General features: G+C 68.2%; 2 protein-coding genes. One reads left to right on the top strand and one right to left on the bottom strand.

Annotated features, from left to right (window positions below; genetic code table 11):
• Window positions 1–341 precede the first annotated feature (341 nt).
• On the bottom strand, window positions 342–1,349 hold the full coding sequence (locus JGS39_RS38910; RefSeq protein WP_219574486.1) for a stage II sporulation protein M: 1,008 nt from the start codon (window positions 1,347–1,349) through the stop codon (window positions 342–344).
• A gap of 120 nt (window positions 1,350–1,469) precedes the next feature.
• On the opposite strand from JGS39_RS38910, the gene JGS39_RS38905 reads away from it, so the two are divergent.
• Window positions 1,470–2,277 (top strand): RDD family protein (locus JGS39_RS38905; RefSeq protein ID WP_219574485.1); only part of this gene is annotated, 808 nt, incomplete at its 3' end.

The raw sequence follows: 2,277 nt of genomic DNA, 5'->3' as shown, positions 1-2,277 counted from the left end.
CGCGCTTTCCCTTTCCAGCGGTTTCAACCTTACCAGAACCCGTGCGCACCGTTTCCGGTCCGCATTTGAATTCCAGTGGCCGTTGAAGTGGCCTTGCCTTTCGGCTGATTCGACTTTATCAGAAGCAATAATGCCGAGCTAATCGGCTTCATGTTCCGGAGAGTGGGAATCAAATGGCTCTGCGGAAATTACATTTCCGTTGAGAGCGAGGTAAACCTAACCGTTGGGCCCGAACTTGTCCAGTTCGAGGCAACCGTTCTAATCTACCTCCCCCAGTCCGCCGTGTCAACGGTTCTTTTGGGGCTTGAGGAGACTAGCAGGTCATCGAGGCCGCTCGCACATCAGGCGGCCACCGGCAGTTCGGCGCTCCGTTCGCCTGCCGCGATGTCACCTGCGTCGCCGGCTCGGGCAGCCCGGCCGCCCAGGATGTAGACGTAGGCCAGGAAGCCCAGCTCAGCGGCGATTCCGATCGCGATACGTGCCCAGGTCGGAAGGCCTGAAGGGGTGACGAAGCCTTCGATGACGCCCGACACGAACAGGACGAGAGCGAGTCCGATGGCCATGCCGACGGCTGCCCGGCCCTGTTGTGCCAGGGCTGTACGCCGGGTGTGCGGGCCGGGATCGATGACCGTCCAGCCCAGGCGGAGGCCGGTGCCGGCCGCGACGAAGACCGCCGTGAGTTCCAGCAGCCCGTGGGGAAGGATCAGGCCGAGGAAGGTGTCGAGCCGGCCCGCCGAGGACATCAGGCCGATACCCACCGCAAGGTTGAGCACGTTGACGAAGAGGATCCAGATCACCGGGACGCAGAGGAACGCGCCGAGCACCAGGCACATGGCGGCGGCCTGGGCGTTGTTCGTCCAGACCTGGGCGGCGAAGGACGCCGCCGGGTGGCTGGAGTAGTACGTCTCGTACTCGCCTCCCGGGCTGGTCAGGCGGCGGAGGTCCTCCGGGGCGGCGATGGCCGCCTGGACCTCCGGGTGGGTACCGATCCACCAGCCCATCAGCGCGGCCAGGAGCGCTGAGAGGACGGCGGTGGGTATCCACCAGTGCCTGGAGCGGTAGACCGCCGCGGGAAATCCTGCCGTCAGGAAGTGGACGGCATCGCGCCAGGAGGCACGACGGGTGCCGGTCACGGTGGAGCGTGCCCGGGCCACCAGCTGCGTCAGGCGCGCGGTGAGCAGTGGGTCGGGCGCGCTGGACTGGATCAGGGAGAGATGGGTGGCCGTGCGCTGGTAGAGGTCGACGAGTTCGTCGGCTTCCGCTCCCGTGAGTTTGCGCCCGCGGTGCAGGAGGTGGTCCAGACGGTCCCACTCGATGCGGTGGGTGTTGACGAAGACATCGAGGTCCATGGTCGGCTGCTGCTCCTGGCATGGGTGTGTACGGGTCCGTACAACTGCGGCGCGTTGCGGGTCAGCTTGGCAGACTGTGACCCCGAGGGGCAGGGATGGTCGGCGAAGGGTGGGGCGGCAATGAGTGAGCTGGTGACCGGGGACGCGGTCGTGCTGGGGCTGCGGCCGGCGAAACTGCCGAGCCGGGCACTGGCCCTCGTCATCGATCTGGTGGCAGTGGGGACGGTGTTCGTACTGGTGTCGATCGGGTTGGCCATCGCGACAGTCACACTCGACGAAGCGGCGATGGCGGCGGTGGCCGTCGCGACCTTTCTGCTGGTGCTGGTGGGGGCCCCCATAGCGGTGGAAACACTCAGCCATGGCCGTTCGCTGGGGAAACTCGCGTGCGGGCTTCGGGTGGTGCGGGACGACGGCGGGCCCATCCGGTTCCGGCATGCGCTGGTACGCGGGGCGATGGGCGTGGTGGAGATCCTCGCGACGCTCGGTGCGGTCGCCGCCATCGCCTCGCTGGTTTCGGCGCGTGGGCGGCGGCTCGGAGACGTCTTCGCAGGGACGCTCGTCGTACGGGAGCGGGTTCCGGCGGGCAGGGCCGCAGCCGTTCCGCCTCCGCCGCCCTGGCTCGTCGGGCGGTTCGCCGGACTGGATCTGTCGGCGGTCCCGGACGATCTGTGGCTTGCCGTGCGGCAGTACCTGACGCGGATGCACCAACTGGATGCCGCTGTGGGGCGCGCCATGTCGGAGCGGCTGGCCGGGGAGCTGGCTGCCAGGACCGGGGTCCCGGCCCCGGCGGGGGTGCCTGCCGCCGCGTTCCTGGCCGCCGTGGTCAACGAACGTCAGACGCGTGATGCACGCCGGGCGTTCGCGGCAGCCCCTGCTGCTGCGCCTCTGCCCCACCCCGCTCCGCTCCCGCACCACACTCCCCCGACTC

Origin of the sequence: Streptomyces poriferorum (assembly GCF_019399235.1) — a bacterium.
GTDB classification, from domain to species: Bacteria; Actinomycetota; Actinomycetes; order Streptomycetales; family Streptomycetaceae; genus Streptomyces; species Streptomyces poriferorum.
The sequence above is the reverse complement of the archived record's forward strand: the minus strand, read 5'-3'. Positions and strand labels throughout refer to the sequence as shown.